At 40.4% G+C, this 24,908-nt stretch carries 23 protein-coding genes; 22 read left to right on the top strand and 1 reads right to left on the bottom strand.

All coding sequences use genetic code 11. The annotated features are described in order from the left end of the window. Nucleotides 1-336: 336 nt before the first annotated feature. A complete protein-coding gene (locus BW142_RS00320; RefSeq protein ID WP_076923512.1) occupies nucleotides 337-1,125 on the top strand; it encodes an MBL fold metallo-hydrolase in 789 nt (262 codons plus the stop codon). Between the two features lie 635 nt (nucleotides 1,126-1,760). Then, the gene (locus BW142_RS00315; protein WP_076923511.1) at nucleotides 1,761-3,197 is read left to right on the top strand and encodes a sigma-54-dependent Fis family transcriptional regulator; all 1,437 of its coding nucleotides are present in this window, start codon (nucleotides 1,761-1,763) and stop codon (nucleotides 3,195-3,197) included. A gap of 337 nt (nucleotides 3,198-3,534) precedes the next feature. Here BW142_RS00315 and BW142_RS00310 read toward each other — a convergent pair whose 3' ends face one another. Next, entirely contained in the window at nucleotides 3,535-4,128 is a 594-nt protein-coding gene (locus BW142_RS00310) for a DNA-3-methyladenine glycosylase I (protein ID WP_076923510.1), read from the bottom strand. 132 nt (nucleotides 4,129-4,260) lie between these two features. Between BW142_RS00310 and BW142_RS00305 the strand changes: the two genes are divergently transcribed. The 20 genes from BW142_RS00305 to BW142_RS00210 all read left to right on the top strand — a co-directional run bounded on the left by BW142_RS00305 (nucleotide 4,261) and on the right by BW142_RS00210 (nucleotide 24,900). After that, nucleotides 4,261-5,373 (top strand): ATP-binding protein, encoded by a 1,113-nt coding sequence (locus BW142_RS00305; RefSeq protein ID WP_008168789.1) that lies wholly within the window; start codon nucleotides 4,261-4,263, stop codon nucleotides 5,371-5,373. Continuing rightward, nucleotides 5,370-6,836, top strand: coding sequence for a sigma-54 dependent transcriptional regulator (locus tag BW142_RS00300; RefSeq protein WP_076923509.1), 1,467 nt, complete (start codon nucleotides 5,370-5,372; stop codon nucleotides 6,834-6,836). Before BW142_RS00305 ends, BW142_RS00300 begins: the two co-directional genes overlap by 4 nt. A 156-nt stretch (nucleotides 6,837-6,992) precedes the next feature. Beyond that, nucleotides 6,993-7,325: a flagellar hook-basal body complex protein FliE gene (fliE, locus tag BW142_RS00295; protein WP_008168784.1), complete on the top strand. Its 333-nt coding sequence runs from the start codon at nucleotides 6,993-6,995 to the stop codon at nucleotides 7,323-7,325. Between the two features lie 20 nt (nucleotides 7,326-7,345). Beyond that, entirely contained in the window at nucleotides 7,346-9,061 is a 1,716-nt protein-coding gene (gene fliF / locus BW142_RS00290) for a flagellar basal-body MS-ring/collar protein FliF (protein WP_024606216.1), read from the top strand. After that, a complete protein-coding gene (fliG, locus tag BW142_RS00285; protein WP_007581881.1) occupies nucleotides 9,054-10,094 on the top strand; it encodes a flagellar motor switch protein FliG in 1,041 nt (346 codons plus the stop codon). Before fliF ends, fliG begins: the two co-directional genes overlap by 8 nt. A gap of 3 nt (nucleotides 10,095-10,097) precedes the next feature. Further along, a complete protein-coding gene (fliH, locus tag BW142_RS00280; protein ID WP_076923508.1) occupies nucleotides 10,098-10,904 on the top strand; it encodes a flagellar assembly protein FliH in 807 nt (268 codons plus the stop codon). 18 nt (nucleotides 10,905-10,922) lie between these two features. Further along, nucleotides 10,923-12,257 carry a flagellar protein export ATPase FliI gene (gene fliI / locus BW142_RS00275; RefSeq protein ID WP_076923507.1) on the top strand — a complete coding sequence of 445 codons (1,335 nt, stop codon included), beginning with the start codon at nucleotides 10,923-10,925 and terminating at the stop codon, nucleotides 12,255-12,257. Beyond that, nucleotides 12,257-12,703 carry a flagellar export protein FliJ gene (gene fliJ / locus BW142_RS00270; protein WP_010553907.1) on the top strand — a complete coding sequence of 149 codons (447 nt, stop codon included), beginning with the start codon at nucleotides 12,257-12,259 and terminating at the stop codon, nucleotides 12,701-12,703. The genes fliI and fliJ overlap by 1 nt, the downstream gene beginning before the upstream one ends. Before the next feature lie 89 nt (nucleotides 12,704-12,792). Then, nucleotides 12,793-14,889 (top strand): flagellar hook-length control protein FliK, encoded by a 2,097-nt coding sequence (locus BW142_RS00265; protein ID WP_083707532.1) that lies wholly within the window; start codon nucleotides 12,793-12,795, stop codon nucleotides 14,887-14,889. A 57-nt stretch (nucleotides 14,890-14,946) separates the two neighbouring features. Further along, the gene (gene fliL, locus BW142_RS00260; protein WP_076923506.1) at nucleotides 14,947-15,480 is read left to right on the top strand and encodes a flagellar basal body-associated protein FliL; all 534 of its coding nucleotides are present in this window, start codon (nucleotides 14,947-14,949) and stop codon (nucleotides 15,478-15,480) included. 9 nt (nucleotides 15,481-15,489) lie between these two features. After that, nucleotides 15,490-16,581 carry a flagellar motor switch protein FliM gene (gene fliM / locus BW142_RS00255; RefSeq protein ID WP_024599212.1) on the top strand — a complete coding sequence of 364 codons (1,092 nt, stop codon included), beginning with the start codon at nucleotides 15,490-15,492 and terminating at the stop codon, nucleotides 16,579-16,581. Between the two features lie 20 nt (nucleotides 16,582-16,601). Next, complete coding sequence (gene fliN / locus BW142_RS00250; RefSeq protein WP_024599211.1) at nucleotides 16,602-17,000, top strand: flagellar motor switch protein FliN; 399 nt, start codon at nucleotides 16,602-16,604, stop codon at nucleotides 16,998-17,000. Continuing rightward, on the top strand, nucleotides 16,997-17,380 hold the full coding sequence (gene fliO, locus BW142_RS00245) for a flagellar biosynthetic protein FliO (protein ID WP_007377952.1): 384 nt from the start codon (nucleotides 16,997-16,999) through the stop codon (nucleotides 17,378-17,380). The genes fliN and fliO overlap by 4 nt, the downstream gene beginning before the upstream one ends. A 4-nt stretch (nucleotides 17,381-17,384) precedes the next feature. Next, a complete protein-coding gene (gene fliP / locus BW142_RS00240) occupies nucleotides 17,385-18,125 on the top strand; it encodes a flagellar type III secretion system pore protein FliP (RefSeq protein WP_076923505.1) in 741 nt (246 codons plus the stop codon). 40 nt (nucleotides 18,126-18,165) lie between these two features. After that, a complete protein-coding gene (gene fliQ, locus BW142_RS00235) occupies nucleotides 18,166-18,435 on the top strand; it encodes a flagellar biosynthesis protein FliQ (protein WP_002959325.1) in 270 nt (89 codons plus the stop codon). Nucleotides 18,436-18,437: 2 nt separating this feature from the next. Next, nucleotides 18,438-19,217 (top strand): flagellar biosynthetic protein FliR, encoded by a 780-nt coding sequence (fliR, locus tag BW142_RS00230; protein ID WP_007585805.1) that lies wholly within the window; start codon nucleotides 18,438-18,440, stop codon nucleotides 19,215-19,217. Nucleotides 19,218-19,226: 9 nt separating this feature from the next. Next, nucleotides 19,227-20,357, top strand: a complete 1,131-nt coding sequence (flhB, locus tag BW142_RS00225; RefSeq protein WP_010553902.1) for a flagellar biosynthesis protein FlhB — start codon at nucleotides 19,227-19,229, stop codon at nucleotides 20,355-20,357. A 72-nt stretch (nucleotides 20,358-20,429) separates the two neighbouring features. Beyond that, nucleotides 20,430-22,541, top strand: a complete 2,112-nt coding sequence (flhA, locus tag BW142_RS00220; protein WP_024599209.1) for a flagellar biosynthesis protein FlhA — start codon at nucleotides 20,430-20,432, stop codon at nucleotides 22,539-22,541. 21 nt (nucleotides 22,542-22,562) lie between these two features. Continuing rightward, nucleotides 22,563-24,047 (top strand): flagellar biosynthesis protein FlhF, encoded by a 1,485-nt coding sequence (flhF, locus tag BW142_RS00215; RefSeq protein WP_076923504.1) that lies wholly within the window; start codon nucleotides 22,563-22,565, stop codon nucleotides 24,045-24,047. After that, the gene (locus tag BW142_RS00210) at nucleotides 24,040-24,900 is read left to right on the top strand and encodes a MinD/ParA family protein (protein WP_002959312.1); all 861 of its coding nucleotides are present in this window, start codon (nucleotides 24,040-24,042) and stop codon (nucleotides 24,898-24,900) included. The genes flhF and BW142_RS00210 overlap by 8 nt, the downstream gene beginning before the upstream one ends. The last annotated feature ends 8 nt before the right edge of the window (nucleotides 24,901-24,908 follow it).

Here is a 24,908-nt window from a genome sequence, read left to right as displayed (position 1 = left end):
AGACGAATTTACTTAGCTGCAAGGCCAAATTTCTGAAACGTTTGAAAATGTATCTTTTGGTGGAAAGCCATTATGTGATGGAAAACGTTGTCGTTTCAGTTTGGAGTTGATGCGAATGCAAAGCAAACTATCAATTCACCAGGTGATAGTTTTGCTTCTGCACTTTCTGCAATTAACATTTAACTCAGGCTGTAGATCAAAAGGTATCTAATGATATTTTAGCGCCAGCATCTATGCATTTCGTGGCCAAGTGAATCAATCTGCAGAGTCAATTTTAGGTTTATTATAATATAATGTAGACTTCTTTCTTAGTTATTTAATCAGCAAGAAGTCTTTATGAAAGTTCGTTATATTTATAGTGCTTGTATAGAAATTGAGACAAAAGATATCAGAATACTAACAGATCCTTGGTTTACACCGGGAGCATATGATGGAGCTTGGCATCAGTTTCCTCTAATAGATAATCCACTCGAAATCATAAATGAGCCGGATATTATCTATATTTCACATATTCACCCAGATCATTATGATCCTATTTTTTTGCATAAAATATTTGCTAAATATGGCAAAAAGCCAGTGATAATTCCTGTTTTTGAGAATAATTATCTATTATATAAAGCAAAGGCCGATGGGATTGAAGTAACTCCAATAGAGCATAGTTTATATGGAGATACGCATTTATATGTGGTGCCAAATATACATGGTTCTGCTTCAGACATAGACTCGGCTTTATTTGTAAGTTGTGATGGTGTAAATGTCTTGAACTTGAATGATTGTATAGAATCGGCACAGCATACAGCAAAACTACACTCTATTATTTCAAGGCACTGCTCAAAGTTGGATTTGTTAGCTCTTGGGTATACTGGAGCTGGACCTTTTCCTCAAACCTATTATGACTTAGCTGATCCTGAGTTAGAATTTAAAGCAGAACAAAAAAAGCAACAATTCTTTAAACGTTACCTGGATTACACAAAGTTATTTCCAGCTAAAAATCATCTACCATTTGCTGGTAAATATTTGTTAGGGGGGAAACTAGCTAAATTGAATGATTTTAGAGGGGTTGCTGATGCATATGAAATAAAAGCATTTGATCCTAAAGCTATTATTTTAGCTGATAAAGGTTAGGGCGAGATAGACTTACAAACTGGTGAGCTATCAAAGGGACGAAAACAGTGTTATTCGAAAGAAGATTATGAGGCGCGAAAGTTAGTACTTCAAGCTGAGTTACTCGATTATGAAAGTGAAATATGTATCCCATATGAGAAGATAAAATTCTCAAAACTTGTTCAGAGTAGTCTTGTTAACGCGCTTAGGAAGTCCGAAAATTTAGTAGATTATTTTTTTGTTTTTAATATTATGGCTGATGACAAAATAAGAGAAAAACTTGTTATTAATACTCGTAAAACAAGTGCTGCAATCTTGCTTCCTCATTCTGAAAATTTAACACCAAGAAGTGAATATTATGTAGACTACAGACATTTTTTTGGTTGTTTAACAGGTATTTATCACTGGAATAATGCTGAGGTTGCAAGCTTTTGTAATGTACGTAGAGTCCCGAATATTCATAGTCCAAAAGCACAGTCATTTTTAAACTTTCTCTCGATTTGTTAACAGGTAACTCTTAAGTATTACTTATAGTTAATTTAACGGCAGTTTTTTGGCGTTTATGTCAAAAAACTGCCGCTATCACTTGCATCCATGCTGAACTGGCTTACAATTTAACTAATTATACAAATTAGTGAAAGTACGGCTCGCTAAATATGATCTTGATTTTAGATAATAATAACAACCGCGCAATAGGATTAAATGCTTCACTTGGCTTTATTGGTGAAGCTGTTCAACTATTAAGCGAAGACTGCTTTGAACAAGAATGCAAAAAATATCAGCAGCAAGAATGCATGATTATTTTAGGAGCGTTGCAATCACTTGATCACGAAAGCTTAATTAAACGCTATCCAACCCTACCGTTTTTATTAATTGGCGAAACGCTAAAACCACTATTAAGTATAGCTAATGTAGTGGGGCTTATTTGCGAGCCATTTAATCACGAAGTGACAACTCAGTTACTTCACGATTGCCAGCAGTATCAGCGCATGTTGCCTAATGAGCATAAGCATTCTAAACCACATAAAACTTTTGACGGACTTGTTGGTGAAACAGAGGCCGTAAAAGATGTTCGCTTTTTAATTGAACAAGTGGCAAAAACCGACGCTAATGTTTTAATTTTAGGCGAATCAGGCACAGGTAAAGAAGTGGTTGCCCGTAATGTACACTTGCTTTCAAAGCGTATTAATGGACCGTTTGTACCTGTTAACTGTGGTGCTATTCCGGCAGAGCTGCTCGAAAGTGAACTATTTGGCCACGAAAAAGGCGCGTTTACTGGTGCTATATCGGCTCGTAAAGGGCGCTTTGAACTAGCTCAAGGCGGGACACTATTTTTAGATGAAATAGGCGATATGCCACTGCAAATGCAAGTTAAGTTGCTGCGAGTATTGCAAGAACGCAGCTACGAGCGTGTTGGTGGTACAAAGGCTATTCAGGCTGATGTACGCGTTATTGCGGCCACGCATCGTAACCTAGAAACAATGATTGAAGAGGGCAGTTTTAGGGAAGATTTATATTACCGCTTAAATGTATTTCCTATCGAAAACCCATCGCTAAGTGAGCGAGCTGATGATATTCCGCTGCTTTTAAAGGAGTTAATGCGCCGTGTTAACGACCAAACAGGTTCTACTGCTAAGTTTACCGAGCGCGCAGTTGAGAGCTTAAAAGAACATGCTTGGCCTGGTAATATTCGTGAGCTTGCTAACTTAGTGGAGCGTATGGTTATTATGTTTCCTGAAAAAGTGGTCGATATTCCCGATTTACCTAATAAATATCGTTACATTGAAGTTGAAGCCTACGAGCCAGAATACCCCGAAGAGTTAATGGAAAAAGACGCCTTTAACGACATATTTAGTACAGGCTTTAGTGATTACGAAACTGAGCCAGACGCTGAGTTTAGCCAAACGGGTAGTGGGCTATTGCCTGATGATGGTATTGAACTTAAAGATTATTTAGCAGAGCTTGAAATTAGCTTAATAACCCAAGCGTTAGAGCGCTATGATTACGTTGTAGCTCGCGCAGCCGAAATATTAGGTGTACGCAGAACAACACTCGTTGAGAAAATGAAAAAGTATAATCTATCACGGGATTAAGGTTTAAAAGCAGCTGTCAGTGTTTAGTTATAAATTGGCCAAACACAGTAGATAAATAACCCCTCGTTTTGTAGGTGCGGTTTTATACCGCACTTTACTTAAAAATATTAGCAAGAGCGCGAAGTAAATTCGCACCTACACGGTTTTTACTTTTGTTGTAGACGCTAGACTTGCACGCGTGAAAAACGAGACTTTTAATCACTTAAATAAAACGCCATCTCACAAAGAGAAAAACGAGGGTAAATGAGAAGCCATAGTCAACCTACGCGTTACTTCTCTAAAGCGCAGCGTCTCTTAACCTCTTTGTGAACAAATCACTTTTATAGCTATAAATCACTCACCCACTAAAAGCCTTAATAATTTCTTCTTTTCTAAAACAATCATTACTGTGATCGTTAACCATACCGCAGGCCTGCATATGAGCGTAAACCGTTGTTGGTCCTAAAAACTTAAACCCCCGTTTTTTTAAATCTTTAGCAAATGCGGTTGATGCCTCTGTAATTGCAGGGTAGTCCTCAGCGTTATTTAAATTACTTATAATCGGCTTGTTACCCACAAACTGCCATTGGTAGTTACTAAAACTTCCAAATTCTTCTTGTATTTTTATAAAGCGCTTTGCGTTGTTAACAGTTGCCGCAATTTTTAAGCGGTTGCGCACAATACACTCATCAAGCATTAGTCTCTCAACGTCATCTTGTGTGAATTGTGCCACTTTATCTACATCAAAATTAGCAAATGCTTTTTTATAACCGCTGCGTTTTTTTAAAATTGTATACCAGCTTAAGCCTGCTTGTGCTGATTCAAGCGTGATAAATTCAAACAGCTTTGTATCATCATAAAGGGGGACGCCCCATTCTTCATCGTGGTAAATAACGTAGTCGGGTTTAGTGGTGTCGAGCCACGGGCAACGGCACTTTATTTGCTCACTCATTATTATTCCTTTTTGCGTGCGTCATTTTTATGTCGCTCAAATTGTTGATGTAACTTAATGATAAGTATGTAAATAAATTTTGGTATAAATCGTGCATTTAGACATATATCTACATCAATTCGAGATTTGATTATGGCTCTTGCTAGCGTGCTAAAACCACAGTTTTTTTCTGCAAATCAGTATAACCCATGTTTACTTCAAGAGGAGTACATTGGTGAATTAAGCGATCTGCGCAAGCAAGCAAGTTGGCTTTCACATTTGGTTGATACCATGCCAGCAGGCGTGGTTGTACTTGATGGCAAAGGCTTGATTGCAAAAGCGAATCAAATAGCGATTGATATGCTTGGCGAGCCACTTGAAGGCGAACGCTGGTTTAATGTTATTCAGCGCTCTTTTAGGCCGCATCAAGATGATGGTCATGAAGTGTCCTTAAAAGACGGGCGCCTAATAAAGCTTGATATTACTGCTTTAGCACCAGAGCCTGGGCAACTTATTTTAATGACGGATTTAACCGAAACTCGCCGCTTACAAAAGCGTGTTGCACATATGCAGCGATTAAGCGCGCTGGGTAAAATGGTTGCGTCATTAGCGCATCAAGTGCGCACGCCGCTCTCAGCCGCTATGCTTTACGCTGCTAATTTAGGGTCTAAGCGCTTACCCGAAGCTTCTCGCGATAACTTTCAAACAAAGTTAATGTCGCGTTTAAAGGATTTAGAAACTCAAGTAAACGACATGCTGTTATTTGCTAAAAGTGGCGATCAGCAAGTTGTTGAGCAAGTTTCAATGCAGCAGCTTTTAACAGAAGTTAAAGCGGGCGCTGATGCTATGGTCGCACTAAATGAAAGTGAGCTGGATGTAAGCTTACCAGAGCCAGATATACAAATAGTCGGTAATAAAACGGCATTGGCCAGTGCTATTCAAAATCTTGTGCACAATAGTATTCAAGTTATTGGCGGCGGCGCAAAAGTAAAAATAAGTGCACAAAGAGATTTAAAAGATTTAGATATGGTTCGTATTAGTGTGAGCGACAATGGCCCAGGTGTTGATTTAAGCCAAAGCGATAAAATTTTTGAACCATTTTTTACTACAAAAAGTCAGGGCACAGGCTTAGGGCTTGCTGTAGTGAGTTCGGTGGCTAGTGCACACCAAGGCCGTGTTGATGTGACTAATAATACGCATGGTGGTGCCTGCTTTAGCTTGTTACTGCCTATTAAGGCAACATCTAAACTAGAGGGTTCATTATGAGTAACACTATTTTAGTTGTCGAAGATGACGCTGGGCTCCGTGAAGCCTTAATAGATACCCTTGAAATGTCGGGTATTGAATGTGTTGCAGCGAGCAGTGCTGAGCAAGCAATGTTACTGCTTAAAAAAGATCAATTTTCGCTTGTTGTAAGCGACGTGCAAATGGGAGTAATGAGTGGACTTGATTTACTACGCAGTATTAAATTAAACCACCCTGACTTACCTGTATTGATGATGACGGCGTACGCCACAATTGACGATGCGGTAGAAGCCATGCGCCTAGGTGCAATTGACTACATGGCTAAACCATTTGCACCTGAAGTGCTGTTAAATATGGTGAGCCGTTATTTGCCTGAAAAAGCAAAAGAAACCGACGGACCTATCGTTGCTGACCCAACTAGTATTCAATTATTGGAGCTTGCGAGTAAAGTAGCACGCTCTGATGCAAGTGTAATGGTACTTGGCCCAAGTGGTTCAGGTAAGGAAGTACTTGCGCGTTATATTCATGATAAGTCGAGTCGTTGTAATGAGCCTTTTGTAGCGATTAACTGCGCGGCTATTCCTGAAAATATGCTCGAAGCCACTTTATTTGGTTATGAAAAAGGGGCTTTTACGGGGGCGATTCAAGCATGTCCGGGTAAGTTTGAGCAAGCACAAGGTGGGACTATTTTACTTGATGAAATTACTGAGATGGACTTAGGGCTACAAGCTAAACTTTTACGCGTACTGCAAGAGCGTGAAGTAGAGCGTTTAGGGGGTCGTAAAACAATCCAGCTTGATGTACGTATTTTGGCTACCAGTAATCGTGATTTAAAAGAAGCCGTGTCTGAAAATCAATTTAGAGAAGATTTATATTATAGGCTTAATGTTTTTCCACTAATGTGGCGACCATTGTGCCAACGCCCTGGCGATATTATCGTATTGGCTAAGCATTTAATTGAGCGCCATATAAGTAAAAGCAAAGAGCCCATGGCGTATTTAGATAAAGCTGCCGAGCAAAAGTTACTGGCTCACGCGTGGCCTGGAAATGTGCGCGAGCTTGATAACGTTATACAGCGTGCGCTTATACTGCGAAGTGGCGATACAATAAACGAGCATGCTATTTTTATTGAAAACTTAGCATCTAATAACTTTGTTATGGAGCCATCATTGGCACCGGCGCAAACAGTATCGCCAACAGAATTAGTTCACGCAAATAAAGGCGTTGATAAAAGCACGCTAAGCTCTGCATATTATGATGAAAAAGCACCTGTTGAGGCTGAACCTAAGCAGGGCTTGCTAGCGGCAGATACCGGTAGCTATAAAGATGAGCTTAAAGACAAAGAGCATCGCATTATTTTAGAAACCCTTGCACGTTGCCAAGGTAAGCGTAAAGACGTTGCCGAAACGTTGGGCATAAGCCCACGAACTTTACGTTATAAACTAGCGCAAATGCGCGATTTAGGTATTTCACTTCCTGCATAACCTCCTATAAACCCTAAGTTTGCGCTGCGAACTTAGGGTTGTCAAAACTCTGACTCACATAATTTAAAGCTAACTGTATGTATTTTAACAATTAATTATTTGGCATGTTTTGTGCTTTATTACTTGTAAGAGTTCACTGCGTGTCAGAGATAAATTATGAAAATTCAAAACAGTGCTGTATTTCAAGAAATGCAATCAATGGCTTTAGAAGCCGGCCGTAATAATCAAATAAATAAATTGCCGACTCAAGTTCAGCCTACTTCTACTTCCCAGTTTGGCGACATGCTAAGTGATGCACTAAATACAGTGCACGGTCTACAGCAAGATGCAGGTCAAAAAGTAAAAGCGGTTGAAATGGGTGATCGAAGTGTATCGCTTGCTGAGGCGATGATTGCTTCTCAAAAATCGTCAGTTGCTTTTGAGGCTACAGTACAGGTTCGTAATAAACTTGTTGAAGCTTATAAAGAAATCATGAACATGCCTGTTTAATTAGGTAGTGGAGAATTATTGTGGCGCAATCTAACCAATCTACAGACCTAGCACTTGCTGGCGGCGGTATCGACCAAAGTGGTGGTGATGATCAACAAGAACAAAAGTCAGGCTACTTAAGTGCTTTAAGTGGTGTTGATGTATTGCGCCAAGTAACACTGGTAATAGCATTAGCGATTTGTTTAGCTATCGCGATTTTCATTATTATTTGGGCTCGTCAGCCAGATATGCGCCCGTTAGGCAAAATGCAAACTGAAGAGCTTATTCAAACATTAGACTTTTTAGATGCACAAAAAATTGAATATCAACTCGATGGCAATGTTGTATCGGTTGATGAAAGTGAATACCAAAACATTAAGCTACTAATGACCCGTGAAGGGTTAGAGCAAGGTCCAGCATCAGGCTCTGACATTATTATGCAAGATATGGGCTTTGGCGTAAGCCAACGCTTGGAGCGTGAGCGCCTAAAACATGGTCGTGAACAGCAATTAGCACGCACAATTGAAGAGCTTAACAACATTACTCGCGCCAAAGTATTGTTAGCCATTCCTAAAGAAAACGTATTTGCCCGCAGAGAGAAAAAACCATCAGCTACCGTTGTATTAACACTTAAACGTGGGCGCTCACTTGACCGTGAAGAAGTAGACTCTGTTGTTGATATGATTGCCTCAGCAGTACAAGGCTTAGAGCCTGCACGTGTTACAGTTACCGATCAAAATGGTCGATTATTAAATTCAGGTTCGCAAAGCTCACTAGCAGCACGCTCTCGTAAAGAATACGATTTAGAGCGTAAGCGCGAACAAGAGTACCTTGAAAAAATAGACAGTATTTTAATACCGGTTGTTGGGCTTGCAAACTATACAGCTCAAGTTGATTTGAGTATGGATTTTAGCTCGATTGAGGAAACTCAAAAGCGTTATAACCCAGACCTACCAGCGGTTAGAAGCGAAACCACATTTGAAGAAAATAACATTGGCGGCCTAGCCGTTGGTATTCCAGGTGCGCTTACAAATCAGCCACCGCTAAATTCTAATATTCCTGAGGTTGCGGGGCAAGGTGGTGCAGGCACTGCTACTTCTCCAACACGCAGCCACAAAGAAGCTACACGTAATTATGAACTCGATACAACCATTTCGCACAAGCGCCAGCAAAGTGGTGTTATACGCAGAATAAGCGTATCAGTTGCTGTTGACTATATTCCTAAAGTGGGAGAAAACGGCGAAACAACCATGGCTCCACGCTCGGTTGAAGCATTGTCAAATATTCGTCGCTTACTACAAGGCGGTGTGGGCTTTGATATGCAACGTGGTGATGCACTTGAAGTAGTAACAGTGCCGTTTGTACGTGAAGCAACAGATTTAGCTATAGAAGTGCCACTGTGGGAACAAGACTGGTTTATGAAAATAGCCCGCCTTGTATTGGGCGCCTTAGTTATCATTGTATTAATAATGGCAGTGGTAAAACCAATGCTTAAACGCTTGATTTACCCAGACGATACACTAGAAGAATACGACGAAGATGCACTAAGCTCAGGCGTAGATATTGGCGACAATACTCTTGATATGCTAAATAAAGACTTTGATTCTGCTTCGGTTGGTTTCTCAAGTGATGGTACACTGCAGTTACCGGATTTACATGGCGACGAAGATCTACTTAAAGCAATTCGTGCCCTTGTAGCTAACGAACCAGAACTATCATCACAAGTAGTGAAAGCGTGGTTAACAGAAGATGACTGATCAAGAACAAAAACAACTCCCGCCAGCCTTTGATGTTGATAAGCTCGATGGGGTAGATAAAGCCGCTATATTACTTTTGAGTTTATCAGAAGAAGATGCCGCGCAAATCCTTAAACACTTAGAACCTAAACAGGTGCAAAAAGTGGGTATGGCGATGGCTGGGTTACAGGATTTATCTCAAGCTAAAATAAGCGCTGTACACAACTTGTTTATAGAGCAAATTCAAAGTTTTAGTACCATTGGTTTTCAGTCAGAAGACTTTATTAAAAAAGCGCTTACAGCCGCTCTTGGTGAAGACAAAGCTGCTAGCCTTATTGACCAAATTGTTATGGGCTCAGGCGCTAAAGGCCTGGATTCATTAAAATGGATGGACTCTAAGCAAGTAGCGAATATTATTCGTAATGAGCATCCACAAATTCAAACCATTGTATTATCGTATTTAGAACCAGAACAGTCAGCTGAGATTATTGCTCAGTTCCCTGAAAAAGTACGCTTAGATTTAACCATGCGTATTGCAAACCTCGAAGAAGTTCAGCCAGCAGCACTGCAAGAGCTAAACGAAATCATGGAAAAACAATTTGCCGGTCAAGCTGGTGCGCAAGCGGCTAAAATGGGCGGCTTAAAAGCTGCTGCAGATATTATGAACTACCTAGATACTAACGTAGAAGGGCAGTTAATGGATTCTATTCGTGAACATGACGAAGAGATGTCGCAGCAAATTCAAGACTTAATGTTTGTGTTTGAAAACTTAATGGATGTTGAAGACCGTGGTATTCAAGCAATCCTACGAGAAGTACAACAAGACGTATTAATGAAAGCAATCAAGGGCACCGACGATGCCCTTAAAGATAAAATACTGGGCAATATGTCTAAACGTGCAGCCGAAATGCTTGCTGATGATTTAGAAGCAATGGCACCGGTGCGTATAAGTGAAGTAGAAGCGGCGCAAAAAGAGATTTTATCAACAGCGCGTCGTTTATCTGACTCAGGTGAAATTCAGCTGGGCGGCGGCGGTGGCGAGGAGTTCCTGTAAACCATGAGCAAACTCAAAGGCCGCACACTTCACGCTGATGAAGCAGATGAACTATTAAAAAACTGGGCTATACCGGATGTAGCACCAGATGAGAGCAGCTTTGGCAATCGCTCTACAGCTTACGGCACACCGCTTAGTGAGCTGTACAAAAAAGAATTAGCTGAAGAAATGCCAATTGATGAGCCACAAGAACCAGAACTCCCTGCGCTTACCATGGTTGAGCTTGAACGCATTAGACAAGATGCGTACGAAGAAGGCCTCAAACAAGGTCATGAGCAAGGCTACATAGACGGCTTTGAAAAAGGCGTTGGCGAGGGTAAAGAAGCAGGTTACAAAGAAGGGTTAGAGCAAGGTAAAACACAAGGCCTTGAAGATGTAAAACCATTAATTGAAGAGCAGTTAACAAGTTTAAAAGCCATTTTAGAGGGGCTAACTGCACCGCTAGATAAAGTGGACGAACAAGCCGAGAAGCAATTAGTACAACTTGCTAGCATGTTGGCGGAAGCTGTTATTTATCAAGAAGTAAAAACATCGCCAGATGTGATTTTACACACGTTAAAGCAAAGTATTAATTCACTTAATGCGGAGCAAGAAAAAGTACGAATCCATTTAAACCCCGAAGACTTAGAACTCATAAAAGAGAGCTACGGCGAACAAACCATTATTGACAATAACTGGCAACTAATGGCAGAACCCACTCTTGAACGCGGTGGCTGTGAAGTTAAAACAGCGCAATCGTCACTCGATATGACTCTAAAAACACGTGTCAAAGAAACGTTGGATAGTTTTTTGCATAATAGTGGTATCTAACTATTTTATTGGCGTGTTATGTCAACTCAACGTGCACCTTTAAGCGAACGCTTATCTCAATATCAACAACATATTAAAATCCCAGCGCCTGCTGTAGCAGGTATTTTAACGCGTGTTGTTGGCCTTACCCTTGAGGCTAGAGGTTTACGTGCACCCGTTGGTAGCCAATGTAAAATAGAAACCATGAACGGCTTTGTAGACGCCGAAATAGTCGGTTTTAACGACCAAACTTTGTACTTAATGCCTAACGACCATATTTCTGGTGTACTACCTGGTGCGCGTGTTATTCCTCAAGTTAATAACTTAGGTTTGCCTGTAGGGATGAGTTTATTAGGCCGCGTGGTGGATGGTTTAGGCCGGCCGCTAGATGGCCTTGGTAAAATTAATGCTGAGCATCATTTAAAGTTTGCGCAAAATACTATAAACCCGCTTTCTAGAAGACCAATCACTAAGCCTATGGATGTAGGTGTGCGTGCTATTAACTCGGTAATTACAGTAGGGCAAGGCCAACGTATGGGATTGTTTGCAGGCTCCGGTGTGGGTAAATCAGTACTACTGGGTATGATGACCCGAGGTAGTGAAGCCGATGTCATTGTTGTTGGCTTGGTGGGGGAGCGTGGCCGCGAAGTAAAAGAATTTATTGAAGAAATACTCGGTGTAGAAGGACGCAAACGCTCAGTTGTTGTCGCAGCACCCGCTGATTCATCACCACTTATGCGTTTAAAAGGCTGCGAGAGCGCCGTAACTATTGCAGAGTATTTTAGAGATCAGGGTTTAAACGTATTATTGTTACTCGATTCGGTAACGCGTTACGCAATGGCACAACGTGAAATTGCACTTGCTGTAGGCGAACCGCCGGCAACCAAAGGTTATCCGCCTTCGGTGTTTGCTAAATTACCTGCGCTAGTAGAACGCGCCGGTAATGGCGGAGAAGGGCAAGGTTCAATTACTGCCTTTTTTACAGTGCTCAGTGAAGGCGATGATATGCAAGACCCTATTGCTGATGCAGCGCGAGCTATATTAGATGGCCACATTGTACTATCGCGTGATTTAGCCGACAGCGGGCACTATCCCGCTATAGATATAGAAAAGTCGATTTCGCGTGTTATGCCTCAAGTTGTTTCTGAGCCGCATATGCAACAAGCCCGAGTGCTTAAACAAGTATATTCAATGTATCAACAAAACAAAGATATGATTACTTTAGGTGCCTATCAAAAAGGGACCGATCAAATGCTCGACCAAGCCATAAATATGATGCCAAGAGTAAATGCATTTTTACAACAAGGTATGCGAGATGTCATTAGTTACGATGATGGCCTGCAAGGTCTTGCTCAGTTACTAGGACAAGCATAATGGCTAAAAATAAACTCGATTTATTGCTCAAAATTGAAAATGACAAAGAAGAAAGTTTGCGCATGAGTTACTTACAAGCCAATCAAAACTTGCAATCGAATCAACAAAAGCTACAAGGTTTAAATAATTTTAGACTTGAGTACTCTCAGCAGTTACACCTTAAGGGAAAATCGGGTTTATCTAGTGCCGGATTTGGGCAGTATCATGCCTTTATAGCTAAAATTGAAGAAGCAATTCGCCAACAAGCAAGTACGGTAAATACCGCTAAGCAAGTTGTTACTCAACGTAAAACGCTATGGCTTAAGCAGCAAATTAAAGCTAAAGCAGTCGCCAAATTAATCGAAAATCAAAAACTTAAAGCAAATGCGTTAATGGCTAAAAATGAGCAAAAAATGTTAGATGAATTTTCAGCTAATCAGTTTTTTCAACGTCGTAAAGCTTTGTAATTCAGGCACGCTAATTGCTTTATTACTTAGTGGAATTCAACTTTTGGCGGTATGCGGTGGCATATTGCCGTAATGGTATTAGGTGATTTATGGCGATGAATAACATTTCGTTTTTAGTTTCTTCTGAAAAAGACTCTTTGTTAGCCTTTAAAGACAATAGCTTAGCTAATAATGAAGGCGATTTAGGTGCGGAGTTTTCAAGCCAATTACACGAAGCGCATAATTCTATGGAGCCTTTGCTTAAAGGCAATAAAAATCCCGGTGCCGAAAATTCGATTGCTATTCCAAAGCATAAACAGCCAGAAAAAAATGAAAACCTGAGCGTAAAGCTAGATGAAGTAGCGACGGGCGAAGTTACTTTTGTGTCTGTTGAGATGCTTGATCAGATTAATTCAGCACAAGCAATGAGCACTTCGGTCAATAAGCCTTTTGAGACAGCTGAAAATACAGATCTAGAAGCTACACAGGTAGAAAATACAGAATCAGAAAATACAGAATTAAAAAGCACATCAGGAATTGCATCAGCTAATGCAAGTGGCGAAGTATCGACTGAAGAAGCGAATGCAGCGAGTGTAGTGCAAAATCCAATTGCCACTAATGTAGACTCTAAAGCGGCTAAATTAACTGATTCAAAAAGCGATAACTTTAGCTCACTATCTTTAAATTCATTACCATTAAATGAAGGCAAGCATCGTAAAAGTGGTGTTGCTGAGGCAATTGAAGGGCCATTAAACCCTATAAGTAAAAAACCCGATGACAGTTTTGGCTCTATAGTTGATGACACTGAATTAGTTTCAATGGATATTAAGGGACAATTAGCTCAAGATAAATCCGTTGATAAAAGTGCAAAAAATATAGTGTTGCCGACACCAGTGCCTACGCCAGCTGCTCCATCTGTAGCGACACCTTCTTTAACTGAATCAGAAACGATACAATCAAGTTCACAGACATCTGAGAGCGAAAAAGGCGCAGCAATTGACGCCTTAATAGCTAAAGATGCGAGCTTAATTAAATCTAATAATGTTATTGCTAGTTTAACGCCAGAGCAGCGCTCACAACTTAATGCGCAAGTTAAGATGTTAGAAAATACTGATTCAATGAACGGCGCGACTAGCAGTACTACTGATCTTAAGCAAATGCTTGCGCAATTTATTACTGATAACGAAAAAGTACAGAGCACAGTAACTAAACACTCTTTTAGCACAGAAATAAATTCACTTAATACAGCTGAAAAACAAAGCTTATTAACGCAATTAAACGCTTATATTAAAACAGAGCAGCCTAAAGGCGAACAGTTGTCAGCGCTTAAGCAAACAGTTAATGAGTTAAAAGCTTCAATTGAAATAGGACTTGCCGACACAGCTAAATCAGACTCAAAAACGTTTGTAGCGTCAGAGACTCCTAATACAGTATATAATCCACAAAAGTTAAGCTTAAAGACATCGACAAACGAAGGGGCTGATTTAAATAAAGCCGTAACAACCTCAACTGAGGGTGATGATTTATTAAAATCACTTGAAGAATTACAAAAAGATGGCCTTAAAAAAATAACTGCAGAACAAACACCTGCACGCGTAGCACAAGTATTTACGCAAATTACAGCTGCTTTAAATACTCAGCAAACGAGCACATTAAGCCAATACGACTCATTAAGTTACGAGCAGAGCTTACTTGATACCCAAATAATACAAACTCAACAATTACAAAGTACATCGCAAGTTAAGCAAGTAAGTATTGATCCTGGTGTAATGCAGGCAATTAATATTGTTAAAAGTGATGCAGCTAAATTACTGCAAGAGCGCGTTAGCTCAATGCTGAGCATTAATAACAAAGAAGCAGAAATTCGTTTAGATCCTCCCGAAATGGGTAGTATGCAAATACGTATTCGTAGCGATGCAGAACAAGCACATATAAACTTTGTAGTACAAAATCAGCAAGCCAAAGAAGCACTTGAACAATCAATGCCGCGCTTACGTGAAATGTTAGCGCAACAGGGGTTGGAGCTTGGTGAAAGCACTATTTCTTATGGGCAATCAGGTGGTGAAACTGCCGAGCACAGTGAAGGTGGAACTCAAAGTAATTTGGCTAATAATAAGTCAGTTAATGATGAAAACGACGAGCAAGCAAATAACACTGCACAAAGTTCTCGACAACAAACTTCATCATCAATAGATTACTATGCCTAAGTACTGCTATTATAATAGTTAAAACAAGCAAGTACCTTTGCGATTAAAGGAATCATGATGGCTGAAGAAGCAAGTTTAGAAATTGAAGAAACCGGTAAAAGCAAAAAGAAACTCATAATAATTATAGTGGCTGTACTACTTATTATAATAGGTGGTGCTGCGGGTTACTTTTTTATGTCAGGTTCGGATGCGTCAGTTGAAACCTTGGATGAAGAGACTGCAATATCAGCAGATACCCCCTCAGCTGAGCCTAGTGATTCAGCTGAGATAGGCAGTGCTTTATATGTTGCGATGCCACGCCCATTTGTATTTAATGTGCCTGGCTCAAGTCGCGACAGAATTGTGCAAATTAAAGTACAGTTATTAGTACGTGGTGAAGTAAACGAAGAAACCGCTAAAAAACATATTCCGCTAATAGAAGGGACGCTACTAAGTGTGTTTTCTACTACAACAGCCGATGAGTTAAGTACGAGTTCTGGTAAAGAAACACTTCGTTTTTCTGCACTTGAAAAGGTACAAAAAGCCTTGATGGATGTTGAAGGCAGCAAAGTAATTGAGCGGGTATTGTTTACCGGCTTTGTGATGCAATAAGGGGTTAGCGTGAGCGATTTATTATCCCAAGACGAAATTGATGCGCTATTACACGGCGTTGATGACGTTGAAGAGGAAGATATACACGAAGGTGAAGATGGCGGGGGAAGTACGCTTCAGTACGATTTTTCTTCGCAAGATCGGATCGTGCGTGGTCGTATGCCGACACTGGAAATTGTTAATGAACGCTTTGCTCGTCATATGCGAATTAGCCTATTTAACATGATGCGCCGCACCGCAGAGGTGTCTATTAATGGCGTGCAAATGATTAAATTTGGTGAGTATATCCATACTCTGTTTGTTCCAACCAGCTTAAATATGGTGCGTTTTAGACCGCTGAAAGGTACCGGCCTTATTACCATGGAAGCACGACTTGTGTTTATTTTGGTAGATAACTTTTTTGGTGGTGACGGGCGTTATCATGCAAAAATTGAAGGCCGAGAATTTACGCCTACAGAACGTCGTATTGTGCAAATGCTCCTTAAGATCATTTTCGAAGATTATAAAGAAGCATGGGCACCGGTTATGGATGTATCGTTTGAATATCTCGATTCTGAAGTAAACCCAGCTATGGCTAATATTGTAAGCCCAACCGAGGTTGTGGTTATTAGTTCTTTTCATATTGAACTCGATGGTGGCGGTGGCGATTTTCATATTGCACTTCCATATTCAATGCTTGAGCCAATTCGAGAGCTGTTAGACGCGGGTGTTCAATCTGATACTGAAGACACTGATTTACGTTGGAGCAAAGCACTTCGCGACGAAATAATGGATGTAGAGGTTGATATGTCGACTCAGTTACTTGAAGTCGATTTAACCTTAAGGCAGATTATGGAACTCAAAACTGGCGATATTATTCCGGTTGAAATGCCTGAGCATATAACCGTATTTGTTGAGGAATTACCTACATTTAGAGCCAAGATGGGCCGCTCTCGCGATAATGTTGCGCTTCAAATTAGTGAAAAAATTAAACGACCTGATTCAGTTAAATCTGAGCTGCATGTATTTACCAAAGGCGGCAAGAAAATTGACTCAGATGCAGAATTAGCAGAACTAGAAGATGATTTACACCTCTCTGACGGTGTAGACTTAGACTGGTAATTGATTAAAAGGTTAAAAGTATGAGCGATGATCAAGATACAATGGATGAATGGGCAGCAGCATTAGCAGAAGCCGAAGGTCCAGATGATAGTAGCGAAGCACATGTTGCAGAGCTTGATGAGTTAAGTGATTCAAAACACGAAATGAGTGGCGATGAAAAACGAAAACTCGACACTATTTTAGATATCCCCGTTACTATTTCAATGGAAGTAGGGCGCTCTAAAATTAATATTCGTAACTTACTGCAACTCAACCAAGGCTCTGTTGTTGAGCTTGACCGTGTCGCGGGCGAGCCGCTAGACGTACTAGTTAACGGTACTTTGATAGCTCATGGCGAAGTAGTTGTAGTAAACGACAAGTTTGGTATTCGCTTAACTGACGTGATAAGCCAAGTAGAGCGGATCAAAAAACTACGATGAGCTTATTAGTTGCTTTAACTAGTTCCGTTTTTTCAAAAGCAGATGTGGCAACACCAACTGGAGATATACTCTCTATGGTGCTGTCGCTTGTAATGGTGCTGGTACTGATTATTGTGCTGGCATTTTTTGTTAAAAAGCTTAATCCAAATTTAGCTAACAGCGATGAATTTAAAGTAGTCAGAAGCCTGCCTTTGGGTTCTCGTGAGCGTTTAATGGTTGTTGAGATAGATAATGCTCAGCACTTACTTGGTGTAACTCCCCACAGTATTAATTACTTACACAAGTTAGAAACCCCATTAAGTGAAAAAGAACTGCCTGAACTCGCTAAACGATTTGGTAAACTTTTAAACCCGCAATCAAACCAAAATAAAAAGAATTAAACCTATGACAAAGTGGCTGCTTATTATTTTTGCCATGGTGTTTGTACCAAGTGTAAGTGCAGAGGGAATTGATGCGCTTACTATTACAACAAACACTGATGGCACACAAGATTACTCAGTAACGTTACAAGTTTTAGCCATTATGACGGCGCTGAGTTTTATACCGGCTGCCATAATCATGATGACCTCATTTACACGAATTATTGTTGTACTCGCTATTTTGCGCCAAGCAATTGGTTTACAGCAAACACCGTCAAACCAAGTGTTATTAGGCATGTCGCTTTTTTTAAGTATTTTTATAATGTCGCCTATTTATCAGCAGGTAAACGAGCGAGCGATAGAACCTTACTTAAATGAGCAGGTTACATCAGTAGAGGCATTAGAGCTTGCTAAAGAGCCAATGAAAGCCTTTATGCTTTCACAAGTGCGTTTAAAAGATTTAGAAACATTTGCTAAAATTGCCGGTTATGATCAGCTAGATTCGCCACAAGATACGCCATTAATAGTATTGATACCTGCATTTGTAACCAGTGAACTGCAAACCGCATTTATAATCGGTTTTATGTTTTTTATCCCATTTTTAATTGTTGATTTAGTGGTCGCCTCGGTATTAATGGCGATGGGTATGATGATGCTTTCACCCATGATTGTGTCCTTGCCGTTTAAAATTATGTTATTTGTACTTGTAGACGGCTGGAGCTTAGTGATGGGGACTCTAGCCAAAAGCTTTGGTTTAGGGACTTAGTATGCAAAGCATTAACATGACTCAACAATAGGAGTACAACATGGAACCGGAAATTTTTGTTGATATTCTAAGTGACGCGCTGTTTTTAGTTATTAAATTGGTGTCTGCAATTGTAGTCCCAGGCTTAATTATTGGTTTAGTGGTTGCTGTGTTTCAGGCCGCAACGTCCATCAATGAACAAACACTGAGCTTTTTACCTCGTTTATTAATTACTATTAGTGCGCTAATTGTTGGTGGGCATTGGCTTACTCAAGAACTAATGGACTTTTTTACTCGCCTAGTATTACTTATTCCTGAAATTGCAGGTTAAATGTGGAATATCCCTTTGCTGTCGTTATTCAATGGTTGAGCGATTTTTTGTTGCCGCTGGTACGCATTAGCTCAATGATTATGATTATGGCGGGCTTAGGGGCTAAAAATGTTCCTACGCGTATAAAAATGGGTTTATCAGTTGTTGTAACTTTTGTTGTTGTCCCCGTCTTACCGCCAGCTACATTCACTAATCTATTTTCGTTTGAGATGATTTTAGTGGTTATTCAACAAATGTTGATTGGTGTTGCTATTGGTTTTGCATCTATACTTTTACTAAATACTTTTGTGTTAGCAGGGCAAATACTTGCGATGCAAACGGGTTTAGGTTTTGCTTCGGTTATTGACCCTTCTAATGGCGCGAGTGTGCCTGCTGTGGGTCAGTTTTTCCTTATTTTGGCCACCCTGTTATTTTTTGCTTTTAACGGTCATTTAATGATGATTCAAATGGTGGTGCATAGTTTTCAAGTTCTACCCATTGATGGCACATGGTGGTCTGTAGATCATTACTGGGACATAGTGACCTGGGGTGGCTGGATGTTTACGACAGCACTAGTACTCTCACTTGCACCGCTTACGGCTATGCTCGTTATTAATATGTCGTTTGGTATTATGACGCGCGCAGCACCGCAATTAAATATTTTCTCTATTGGTTTTCCGTTTACCTTGGTAGCGGGACTTATTATTATTTGGGCGACACTAGGTAACTTTGTTACTCAGTTTGAGTTTCAATGGTTAAAAATGGTTGAGCTAATGTGTACTTTAGTTGGTTGCTCACCTTAGGAGAAAGTCATGTCTGAAGACTCAGGGCAAGAAAAAACAGAAGAACCCACATCCAAAAAGCTTGAAGAATCTAAAAAGAAAGGCCAAATAGCACGCTCAAAAGAGCTAGGTACCATGTTTGTACTTATCTTTTCGGCTATATCGCTTTTGATGTATGGTCCTGAAATTGGCAAAGGTTTATACAATGTAATGGGCCGAACCCTTAGCTTAAACCGTAACGAAGCCTTTGATACCACTAAAATGTTTGCTGTATGGGGAGAGGTTGCAGACGCTTTAATGTTTCCTATGGCTATGTTTGTATTAATTATAGTTTTGGCTGCATTTATTGGGAATACGTTACTAGGTGGTTTTAATTTTAGCTGGGAAGCCGCTGCACCTAAAGCAAGTAAAATGTCGCCAATGAAAGGCTTTAAACGTATGTTTGGCCCGCAAGCGGCTATTGAGCTTGTAAAGTCACTTTTAAAATTTGGTTTGGTTGCAAGTTTTGCTGTGTTTTTAATTAATACTTATTTTGATGAAATACTGCATTTAAGTTTAGAAAGTGCACCAGGTAATATTATTCATGCCTTAGAGATTTTAGGCTGGATGTTTTTAGGCCTTTCATGCACTTTAATTATTATTGCCGCCATCGATGCGCCATTTCAAAGTTATAACCATAACAAACAACTTAAAATGACCATGCAAGAAATTAAAGATGAGTATAAAAACTCTGAAGGTGACCCACAAATAAAAGCGCGTATTAGGCAAACACAAAGGCAAATGTCGCAAAACCGCATGATGCAAGATGTCCCTGACGCTGACGTTATTGTTACCAACCCAACTCACTACTCAGTAGCATTAAAATACGATACAGAGCGTGCAGGAGCGCCTATTGTGCTTGCTAAAGGTATTGATGAAATGGCGATGCAAATTCGAAAAGTAGCAATAGGGAATGAAGTACCAATTTTAGAATCCCCTATGTTGACCCGAGCGCTTTACCATACGGCTGAAGTAGGAGAGCAAATACCCGATCAGCTATTTACTGCTGTTGCGCAAGTTTTAGCGTATGTATTTCAGCTTAAGCGCTTTAATAAAGGGCGCGGTAAACGCCCAACTAAGCTTAATAATAAGCTCCCAATCCCCGATGCCTATAAGTATTAAATCGCTAACTTAATAACTTGGAATAGTTATTGCAAATTCTATGTAGTGTCAATTTTTTGAAATTGTAGAATTATGAGTTTTAAAGCGGTATTACAACAACTTAACAGAGACAAAAAAGACTATGCCAAAGGGGTAGGTACTCCTTTGCTTGTGCTTGCTGCCTTGGGAATGGTGATTCTACCGTTACCGCCATTTTTACTCGATATCCTTTTCTCGTTTAATATTGCTCTCGCATTAGTGGTTTTACTCGTGACCGTTTACACGATGAAGCCGGTTGAGTTTGGTATATTCCCCTCTGTATTATTAATCGCTACGATTATGCGCTTAGCGCTTAACGTTGCCAGTACTCGAGTTGTACTACTTGAAGGTCATAACGGAGGAGATTCTGCAGGTAAGGTGATTGAAGCGTTTGGCTCAGTTGTTATTGGTGGTAACTACGCTGTTGGTTTGGTCGTGTTTTTAATCCTGATCATTATTAACTTTGTGGTAATTACTAAAGGTGCAGGGCGTATATCTGAGGTATCTGCACGTTTTACCCTTGATGCAATGCCGGGTAAACAAATGGCAATTGACGCTGATTTAAACGCTGGTTTTATCAGTGCTGAACAAGCGCGTGACCGCCGAGAGGAAGTAACCCGAGAAGCCGATTTTTACGGTTCAATGGATGGTGCGAGTAAATTTGTAAAAGGCGATGCTATTGCAGGTATTGTTATATTAATCATCAACATTGTTGGTGGTTTATTTGTCGGTATGATTCAGCACAATTTGAGTTTTGGCGATGCAATGGAAGTATATACATTACTTACCATTGGTGATGGCTTAGTTGCTCAGCTCCCTTCTTTACTACTTTCAATTGGTACTGCGATTGTTGTAACACGCCAAAATGAGTCGCTCAATATGGGTGACCAATTTAAGAAGCAACTTGGTAACGAAAAATCTCTCTTCATTGCTTCAGGTATTTTGATCATCATGGGCTTAGTGCCTGGTATGCCACATTTTGCTTTTTTAAGTTTAGGTGCGTTACTTGGTTATTTAGCTTACTACACGCAGCAAAGTAAATTAAAAGCCGCTGCAGCAGAAGCTGAAGAAGCCGCCAGTGGTGGAAGCGCTGCAACGGGTATTGCTAATAAACAAGAGCAAAAAGAACTTGGCTGGGATGACGTTCAACAAGTTGATGTAATTGGCCTAGAAGTAGGTTACAGATTAATTCCGTTGGTAGATCAATCTCAAGGTGGTGAGCTACTTAATCGTATTAAAGGTGTACGTAAAAAGCTTTCTCAAGAGCTTGGCTTTTTAGTACCACCTGTGCACATTCGCGACAATTTAGAGCTTGACCCTAATGCTTACAGAATAACGCTAATGGGTGTTTCAACAGGTGAAAGCGAACTTAAACATGGCGACGAGCTGGCGATTAATCCAGGGCAAGTATTTGGTCCAATTAAAGGCGTTGAAACTAAAGACCCTGCATTTGGCCTTGATGCAGTATGGATCAAACCAGATCAAAAAGATGAAGCTCAATCACTAGGTTACACCGTTGTAGATTCAGCCACGGTAGTTGCCACTCATATCAGCCAGTTATTAACTAACAGTGCGGCGTTACTACTAGGGCACGAAGAAGTTCAGAACCTGCTTGATATGCTTGCTAAAAGCCACCCTCGCTTAGTTGAAGGACTAGTACCAGATGTGTTGCCATTAACTGCAATTGTAAAAGTACTGCAAAATTTATTGAATGAAGGCGTTGCTATTCGCGATATGCGCTCAATTGTTCAAACCCTAGTTGAGTATGGCCCGCGTAGCCAAGACCCTGATGTATTAACGGCTGCAGTGCGTATTTCTCTGCGTAGATTAATTGTTCAAGATGCGGTTGGTATGTCATCAGAAATCCCTGTCATAACCTTGGCACCTGAGTTGGAACAGATGTTGCATCAGTCATTACAAAATGCAGGCGATGAAGGTGCCGGTATTGAGCCAGGACTTGCAGAGCGACTTCAAGTGTCATTGACACAAGCTCATCAAAATCAAGAAATGGCCGGTGAACCTTCTATATTGCTAACGTCAGGAATGTTACGCACTGTGTTATCTCGTTTTGTTAAGTACACCATTCCAGGATTGAGAGTGATGTCTTATCAAGAGGTACCAGACGAAAGACAGATCAAGATTGTTAGCTCAGTAGGCCAACAATAAGATTTTAAAAGGGGTTGAATCATGAAAATTAAACGTTTTTTTGCTAAAGATATGCGCACAGCACTTAAAGAAGTTAAAGATGAGTTAGGTGTTGATGCGGTTATTATGTCAAATAAAAAGCTGGCTAACGGTGTAGAAATTGTAGCGGCAGTTGATTATGACAAAGCAGCCCCTAAAGCAACAGCGCAACCACAAGGCAATGCAGAGCCGCGTGCTCAAGCGCCACAGCAAAGTATGCACAACTTTGTAAAATCAGAACCTCAGCGTGCCAAACCTGAACCTCAAGCAAAAGTAGCAGATAGCTTACAAGCCTTATTAGAGCGTCAATCACCGCGTCCTCGCTCCCCAGAGCTTGCGTCAATGTTTTCTCAATCAGGTATTGATACTACAGATAACTACCAGGAACCTGTAGCTAAAGCGCGTCCTACTAATAATATGTTTGCACGTGATGATGTAGCCCCTGCACGTCCACATACGCAAGCCGATAGCTTAGGTTTTGACGATTTAGACAGCGACTTTGATGATTTAGACAGCCCAGTAACTGCTCGCCAGCAAAAACCTAATAATGAAAGCGAAGAAATGACAACAATGCGTGAAGAAATGAACGCAATTCGTCAGTTATTAGAGCATCAAGTATCGGGTTTAATGCAGCAAGATATGGCGCGTCGCGATCCAACACGTGCTTGCATGGTTGATCGTTTAGTCGGTATGGGCATTGATAAAGAAGTAGCACAACAAATGGCATGTTTTGTACCTGATGATGTGTCTCGTCAACAAGGCTGGAAAGCATTGTTAACGATGGTCGAAGATCAAATGCAAACAACCAATAATGAAATACTTCGCCAAGGTGGTGTATATGCATTAGTAGGTCCAACCGGTGTAGGTAAAACAACAACTGTGGCTAAGCTTGCAGCGTTAGGCGCACAAAAATATGGCGCTGATAAAGTGGCGTTAATAACCACTGATACGTACAGAATTGGAGCCTATGAGCAACTTGCAACATATGGCCGTATTATTGGTTGTGGTGTAAAACAAGTTAAAGATGCTAATGAATTAGCTGAAGTTTTATATCATTTACGAAATAAACGTCTAGTATTAATTGATACAGCAGGTATGAGCCAACGAGATTTACGTTTAACTGAGCAGTTAAACACGTTAATGCGCAACCAACGTGTGGATATTCGCAGCTACCTAGTACTAAGCGCGACAGCACAAATTAATGTATTACAAGAAACAGTACGTCACTTTAAAAAAGTACAGTTAAGTGGTTGTATTTTCACTAAGTTAGATGAATCATTGAGTTTGGGTGAGATTATTAGTATTGCGATTCAAAATCGTCTTCCAATAGGGTATCTTACTAACGGTCAACGAGTACCAGAAGATATTCGTGTTGCAAATGCTGAAAAACTAGTGAAAAAGGCTGAGCAATTATATTTAAAAAGAATAAAAGCACAACATTCAAGGCACCAAGCAGTGGCGCCAAGTACAGTAGGGATGTATGATTAACACAGTATTAGATCAAGCAAGCGGCCTGCGCAAGATGAGTCAAAACAATAACAACGGCGTAAAAGTTATCGCTGTAACCGGTGGTAAAGGTGGAGTAGGGAAAACAAATGTTTCTCTAAATACAGCTATTGCACTAGGGCAACAAGGTAACAGAGTATTAGTGCTGGATGCTGACTTAGGTTTAGCAAACTGTGATGTAATGCTTGGTTTACGTGTAGAGCGTAATTTATCACACGTTTTGTCTGGTGAATGTGAGCTTGACGAAATTTTAGTTGAAGGCCCAGCAGGTATTAAAATTGTACCCGCTACGTCTGGTTCGCAAAGTATGGTGGAGCTATCGCCATCTGAGCATGCTGGACTAATTCGTGCGTTTAGTGAATTAAATACCGAATTTGATATTTTAATTGTAGATACCGCCGCTGGTATTTCAGATATGGTACTGAGCTTTTCTCGCGCGGCACAAGATGTAATGGTTGTCGTGTGCGATGAACCAACATCAATAACGGATGCTTACGCACTTATTAAAGTATTAAGCCGTGAGCACGGTGTTTATAAGTTCAAAATTGTCGCCAATATGGTTCGCAGTATGCGTGAAGGCACCGAATTATTTGCAAAGCTTTCTAAAGTAACAGATCGCTTTTTAGATGTATCAATGGAGCTAGTCGCAACGGTTCCTTATGACGAAAATATGCGCAAAGCAACACGTCGTCAAAAAGTAATCGTAGAACTCTTTCCAAATTCGCCAGCCGCTCTTGCGTTTAAAACACTGGCAACAAAAGCAGTTAAATGGCCAATACCAAATCAACCATCTGGGCATTTAGAGTTTTTCATTGAGAAACTAGTAAACGGCTAATTATGACA

This window comes from Pseudoalteromonas sp. EB27, assembly GCF_001974875.1.
Lineage (GTDB): Bacteria > Pseudomonadota > Gammaproteobacteria > Enterobacterales > Alteromonadaceae > Pseudoalteromonas.
This window is presented reverse-complemented; position numbering and strand designations above follow the sequence as displayed.